This window comes from Rhodohalobacter halophilus (genome assembly GCF_001715195.1).
In the GTDB taxonomy this organism is placed as follows: domain Bacteria; phylum Bacteroidota; class Rhodothermia; order Balneolales; family Balneolaceae; genus Rhodohalobacter; species Rhodohalobacter halophilus.
Map to the genome: position 1 here is coordinate 1 of NZ_MDWE01000090.1, position 1,133 is coordinate 1,133.

1 protein-coding gene is annotated in these 1,133 nt (G+C 48.7%); it reads right to left on the reverse strand.

Annotation, left to right across the window (positions count from 1 at the left end; translation table 11 throughout):
• Positions 1-563: 563 nt before the first annotated feature.
• On the reverse strand, positions 564-1,133 hold a 570-nt coding region (locus BG260_RS13850), incomplete at its 5' end, for a transposase (RefSeq protein ID WP_141691620.1).

Here is a 1,133-nt window from a genome sequence, read left to right on the forward strand (position 1 = left end):
ATAACATATATATGGCCTCCAATGTCAAGTGGCAATAGGTATCCCAGGCGAGAAAAAATCTCTTCTCGCTTTGCCGGTTTCGACACGTTTTCAATGGCGTTGTACTACAAGCAGTTTTCAATATCGGGTTGGCAGTTCATCTGACTGCACCAAACATATATAGAGGCTCAACATTTCAATGGTTTTTCAACTAACAAACCATTGAAATGGCCCCACCTTTGGAGGCGGCCATAGAAAATACTACGTACCCTTTTACCGGACAATCAAGCAGCAGGCTTGGCGCTGGCAGCACCATCCAGTTATTGCAAGTCTCGGGGAAGGGGCAGCACAGATCCTCCAGGTATTCCGGAGGAAGTTCATCCATATCCATTGCATCGAACGTTATTTATAAACAAGGAGCGGGTGCAGTGTCCAATCAAGCGCTGCGAGCTATCGAGGGTTGTTTTGGCCTATCCAGTTATTCAATGATCTGCTGAGCAGTCATAGTGGAAGCAACTGGTCAGAAGGCTCTGCCCTCATTGGTCGTGCTAAGTTATACGTCGGGCTCACCGGCACCCCTCCCGTTATATTTTTTCGCTTGCCATATGACTTTGCAGGAACATATTTATGTTAAAAGGCTTTCCTCGCCGGAGCATATAGTACACGGCAATACCTAACCGCTTGGCCACAATACTGAGGGCTTTGCTTTTGCCATGACGATTAATCAGCCGGTTATAGTATCGTTCGACATCTTTGTTTTTTCGCAGAAACAGCACCGCCGCTTCCGAGAAGGCCCATCGCAGATGCGCATTACCAATACGCCCGCCAGTGGTTCCATAATTCTTTCCGGCCGAGGACTTCTGCCCCTTGACCAGCCGGGCATAGGAGCAAAACTCGCCCCGGGAAGGAAAACGATCAATCGTATGAATTTCGTAAAGCATCGTCAGTGATAAGACTTCGCCTACTCCATGAATGGAGCGAAGCAGATGCAGACTCGTCGGATCATGGCCTTTGGCCAGGGCCAGTATCTGTTTGTCCAGGTTTTTGATGATCGGATCGTAGTGATCAATCAGCTGCAGATCGGTTTCCACGATAAGCTGGACTACCGGGTCAGGAAAGTGTCCTACGATATCTTTATCGCGCCTGTGGTGCGG